Annotated in this window: 6 protein-coding genes; 4 read left to right on the top strand and 2 right to left on the bottom strand. The window is 71.7% G+C overall.

The window, feature by feature from the left end:
• Window positions 1–229 precede the first annotated feature (229 nt).
• The 3 genes from DLJ58_RS00520 to DLJ58_RS00530 all read left to right on the top strand — a co-directional run bounded on the left by DLJ58_RS00520 (window position 230) and on the right by DLJ58_RS00530 (window position 2,519).
• Window positions 230–916, top strand: coding sequence for a hypothetical protein (locus DLJ58_RS00520; RefSeq protein ID WP_124853355.1), 687 nt, complete (start codon window positions 230–232; stop codon window positions 914–916).
• Window positions 917–966: 50 nt separating this feature from the next.
• Window positions 967–1,689, top strand: coding sequence for a DUF998 domain-containing protein (locus tag DLJ58_RS00525; protein WP_124853356.1), 723 nt, complete (start codon window positions 967–969; stop codon window positions 1,687–1,689).
• A gap of 194 nt (window positions 1,690–1,883) precedes the next feature.
• On the top strand, window positions 1,884–2,519 hold the full coding sequence (locus tag DLJ58_RS00530; protein WP_158629532.1) for a DUF998 domain-containing protein: 636 nt from the start codon (window positions 1,884–1,886) through the stop codon (window positions 2,517–2,519).
• Between the two features lie 96 nt (window positions 2,520–2,615).
• On the opposite strand, the gene DLJ58_RS00535 is transcribed toward DLJ58_RS00530, so the two are convergent.
• A complete protein-coding gene (locus tag DLJ58_RS00535) occupies window positions 2,616–3,662 on the bottom strand; it encodes a S1 family peptidase (protein ID WP_124853358.1) in 1,047 nt (348 codons plus the stop codon).
• Window positions 3,663–4,068: 406 nt separating this feature from the next.
• On the bottom strand, window positions 4,069–4,545 hold the full coding sequence (locus DLJ58_RS00540; protein WP_124853359.1) for a winged helix-turn-helix transcriptional regulator: 477 nt from the start codon (window positions 4,543–4,545) through the stop codon (window positions 4,069–4,071).
• A gap of 55 nt (window positions 4,546–4,600) precedes the next feature.
• Between DLJ58_RS00540 and DLJ58_RS00545 the strand changes: the two genes are divergently transcribed.
• A partial coding sequence (locus DLJ58_RS00545; protein WP_148097954.1) for a PaaI family thioesterase occupies window positions 4,601–5,103 on the top strand: 503 nt, incomplete at its 3' end.

The raw sequence follows: 5,103 nt of genomic DNA on the forward strand, positions 1-5,103 counted from the left end.
GGCGGGACCGGGGGTGGGAGCGGGCTGCTCTGCGCGCGGATCGGGTTGGTTCATCGCTAAAACCTCCTGCATCGGCAGAAGTCAACGTCGGATAGGGGTTGGGGCTCGGGATCGGCACGTTATCAGTAACTCGCCACTGCTCGGGACAGAGTATTCTTCGCCGACGCGATCTGACCGAGAGCCGTCAGATATCAGCGGCCCGATCCCAACGTCCGTGGTGGAGAGGTAGATGCCGGATATGCAGGATTCGAGCCAGGCACCGACGCCAATGCCGGCCCGTCGCGGCGCGCAGGTGGCCGTCGCTCTCACGGTGCTCGGGGTGCTCATCGCGGCGGCCGCCCTGGCCAGGGACGTCTTCGACTGGAAGGTTGGGCCGGGCAGGCCGGCCGCGAGCGCGTCGACCCCGGAAACCGAGCCGGCGGCACCGTCGCGGGCCAACCCGGGCCCGGACACGTCGACGTCCCCGGTCCCGGCCCGGTCCGTCCGGCTGGACACTCTGGCCGTCGAGGCCGGGGCGGCCTATCTCGGGAAGCTGCCGCGCCAGCTGGCCGGCCAACCCGAGTACGACCGTCCGGTCGTCATCGGCTGCCCGACGAATGCCGGTGCGGACAAACAACGCGACGTCACGTATCGGCTCCAGCGCCGTTATCTCGATCTCACCTCGACCGTACGACCATTCTTTTCCTCTGACGACGAGCGCGATGGCATCGTTCTCGTCTATGCGCAAGTTGCGATTCGGCAGAAGGACGGAACGATCACCCGAGTGACGCGGGGTCAGCAGTTCGACGCACGGATGGACAATCCGCAGAAGCTCGTCGCCGACCTCGAAGGGGCCGACGAGCTGACGCTGCGGGTGCAGTGCAAGTATCCGGGCGGGTCGGTCATCCTCACCGACGCCATGGTCAGCGCAGGCTGAAGCCGGGCGAATCCGATTCAACCGACCGTCTCGCCGGTTAACGTGGCGAAATGCGGCCCGTACCGAACTGGGCCGTCGCCACGGCGGCGGCGGCACCCGCGCTGCTGGTGGCCGGTTGGACGGTGGCGGAGGCCCGACAGCCCGTCGGGTACGACCCGGTCCGGGACACCATCAGCGAGTTGGCAGGACAGGACGCCACCGACGCCTGGATCATGGTGGTGGCCCTGGTGCTGCTCGGCTGCTGTTACCTGTCGGTCGCCGCCGTACTGCACGCGGCCGGACTGCCCAGCCGCTTCCTGCTCGCGATCGGTGGGGTGGCCACCATCGCGCTGGTCGCCTTTCCCCGGCCCCCGGTCGGCGGCTCGCTCAGCCACGGCGTCGCGGCGACGGTGGCCGTCCTCGCCCTGGTGCTCTGGCCGGCCGGATCGGCACTACGGCTGCCGAGCGGCCACCACACCCGACCGGAGCCGCCCTGGGCGTTCCGCCGGGCGGTGGGGCTGAGCACCACGCTCGTGCTGCTCGCGCTCTTCGGCTGGTGCGCGTTCGAGGTGACCAGTGGGTCCCGCACCGGGCTGGCCGAGCGGGTGACGGCGGTGGCGGTCTCCCTCTGGCCACTGCTGGCGGTCCTCTCCGCCCGGCGGGCGCACCTCGCCTGGTCGACCGGCGGCACCGTACGCGTCGGCCCTGACCTGCCGACCATCGGCGTCGTACCGCCGGATCCGCTCGGACCACCCGACGGGCCGGCACCCGGGCGACGCGACCGACTGCCGTAAGGCGCCGCCCCGCCTGATCTTGGCGCCGCCGCCCCGCCTGATTCTGGCGCCGCACCCCGCCTGGTCCGGCGTCGCCGTCCCCGCCTGGTCCGGCGTCCGCGTCCGCCCGCCGACGAGCCGCGCCCTCGGCGTCGTCCGTCCGCACGGAGCGCGCGACCCAGGAAATGCTCCGGTCGCACCGCTACGATCGCCCGATGTCTGCCGTTCCCCGTTGGGCCCTGCTGTCGGCCGGTGGCGCACCGCTGTTTCTCATCGGCGGCTGGACCCTGGCGCAGGCCGCCCAGGACGACGGATTCGACCCGGTGCGGCAGACCATCAGCGCGCTTGCCGCCACCGGAGCGGACGATCGCTGGATCATGACGATCGGGCTGGCCGGCCTGGGCCTGTGTCACCTGACGACCGCGCTCGGCCTGGTCAGCGCCGCGCCGGCGGGCCGAGCGCTGCTCGCGCTGGGCGGGCTGGCGACCCTGGTCCTGGTCGCGTTCCCGCAGAACGCGACGGGCAGCTCGACGACGCACGTCGTGGCCGCCGGCGTGGCGTTCGGCGCGTTGGCCGTCTGGCCGGCCCTGGCGGTGCCCCGTCGAGCAGCGCCGTCCCTCGCCCGCGAGCACCGCCACCCGCCCGGCGAGGGGCCGGCTCCCGTACGCCGGGTGGCGCTCGCGGCGGCGGTGGTCCTCCTCGGGCTGGTCGGCTGGTTCGCCGTCGAGTTCTTCACCGACGGGGCATGGATCGGGCTGACCGAGCGGCTGGCGGCGGCCGCCGAGGCGGGCGTACCGCTGGCCGCCGTGCTGGTCTCCCGGCGGCGGCCGAGACCGTCCGGTCCCGGCTGACCGCCGTCGCGTTCTCATGGTGTCGGCGCAGTTCGGTGGCAGCAAACGCGACGCGGGCCGCCGGAGAGTTCCGGCGGCCCGCGAGCGGTGCGTGGATCAGAAGACGCTGACGCCGTAACGGCTCAGCGCCTCGGTGACCGGCTGGAAGAAGGTCGTGCCACCGGTGCGGCAGTTGCCGCTACCACCGGAGGTCATGCCCAGGGCGGTGCCGCCGGCGAAGAGCGAGCCGCCGCTGTCGCCCGGCTCGGCGCAGACGTTGGTGCGGATCAGACCGGAGACCGAGCCCTCGGCGTAGTTCACCGTGGCGTTGGTCGCGTTCACCGAGCCGCTACGCAGGCCGGTGGTGCTGCCGGAGCGCTGCACCGACTGGCCGACCGACGCGTTGCCCGAGCCGGTGATGTCGCGGAAGCTGCCGTTGTAGAGGGAGACGTTGCCGGCGGCGTTGGCCGAGTTGTTGTGCCGCACGATGCCGTAGTCGTTGCCCGGGAAGCTGGTGCCGGTACGGGTGCCGAGCAGCGAGGTCTGGGCGGAGTTCGAGTACCAGCTGGCCGAGATGTTGGTGCAGTGCCCGGCCGTCACGAAGTAGTAGGTGCTGCCACTGCGCACGTTGAAGCCGAGCGAGCAACGCCCGCCCCCGCCGGCGTAGATGGCCTGGCCACCCGAGATCCGGGTGCTCAGCACGCCCGCCTCGGCCTCGACCCGGACCGCGCCGTTGGCCCGCGCGGCGGCGGCCTTGACCCGCTCCAGCTTGGCCCCGGTGACGGTGCTGTCGACGGAGACGACGACCTGGTTGGTGACCGGGTCACTCCACCAGGCGGTGCCCGGGATCTTGGCGGAGCGCTCCAGCTCGGCGGTGGCCCGGTTGAGCTCGGCGGCACCGCGGGTGACGTAGCGGACGACGGCGCCGGCCTTGCTCGCCTTGCTGGCGGCGGCCGCGTCGGTCACGGTGACGACGGATTTGCCGCTGGCGTCGATGTACGAGCCGGCGGAGCGGTCGCCGAGTTCCGCGGAGATCGCGGCGGCGGCGTCGGGGGACGCGGCAGGAGCGGCCTGGGCGGGCGCGCCGATGAGCGAGCCGACGACCAGGGTTCCGGAAACGGCGACTGTGGCCGCAACGCGGAATGAGGACCTCGTGGGTCGCATGTAACAAACCTCCTGGGCGGGGGAGCGGGTCTGCCGGGGGCGACTGACCCGAGGGGCAACGCGGCCGATCTGGGGAAATCGGCCAGCTGAGACTGAAGTATTCACATACTTAAGATCATTAACAAGGCTTGGATTCGCCCGGATTCACCGATCTCGGTTGGCCACATGGCCGCAACACCCCTGACACGCTGGTGAACAGCCACCGTCACACCCAACCGACACCCGGTCCACATTTGGCGCGCACGATCATCGATGCCTTTCCGCGCCAGACGTCGGGTGCTCCGCGCACCGGGACGGCACGGCGACGGACGACGGGACGAGCGATGGGCGATGGGCGTGCGACGGGCGTGCGACGGGCGACAGGGTGCGGCGGGCCACGGACGTCCGGGGGCGCGGCGGGATCGGGTCAGGGGGTACGGCGACGGGCGCCGGGGCCCGGACTGGGCACCACGTCGCGGGGCCGGCCCACGTCGTGCCCGTCGGCGCAGCGCAGTTCGACGCGCACCTCGGCACCACAGTCGCGGTGCGTGACACTGAGCGGCGGGCCCTCAGCGTCGGCGAGGTACCGGTCGCCCCAACCGAGGACGGCAACCAGCACCGGCCACAGATCCAGGCCCTTCTCCGTGAGCCGGTACTCGTGGCGCAGCCGACTGCCGGGCTCCCGGTACGGCTCGCGACTCAGCACGCCCTGTTCCACCAGGCTGGCGAGCCGGTTGGTCAGCACCTGACGCGGAATGCCGGTGCGGACCCGCATGTCGTCGAAGCGGCGGACGCCGGTGAACACCTCGCGGAGCACCACCAGGGTCCACCGCTCACCGAGGACCTCCATCGCGCGGGCGATGGTGCAGTTCTCCACTGACCAGTCCAGAGCCACGGGTCGCATCCGACCAGGCTAGATCTCGTTGACAGACTCAGCAACCTCCTGCCAGGCTGCGTCCATGACGCAGACGGAGGAACCAGTGCGCAGCCGTACCTTCACCTGGGCAGACCCGTCGGCCAACGCCGCCCAGGTCGGTCGACGCAGCGGTCTGGACATGCTCCGGGCGATGATCGCCGGCGAATTGGCCGCGCCGCCGGTGATGCACCTTCTCGACATGACCCGGATGGAAGCCGACGAGGGCAGGGTCGTCGTCGAGCTGACTCCACAGGAGTTCCACTACAACCCGCTCGGCAGCGTCCACGGTGGCGTGCTCTCGACCCTGCTGGACACCGCCGCGGGGTGCGCCGTGCACACCACCCTGCCCGCCGGCGTCGGCTACACCTCGCTGGACCTCAACGTGAAGTTCCTCCGCCCGGTCACCGTCGACAGCGGCACCCTGCGCTGCGAGGGGACGGTGCTGCAACGCGGCCGCCGTACGGCCCTGGCGGAGGCTCGCATCACCGACGCCACCGACCGCCTGATAGCCCACGCCACCAGCACCTGCCTCCTCCTCCCCCTCCC

The organism is Micromonospora arida, from assembly GCF_003857035.1.
Lineage (GTDB): Bacteria > Actinomycetota > Actinomycetes > Mycobacteriales > Micromonosporaceae > Micromonospora > Micromonospora arida.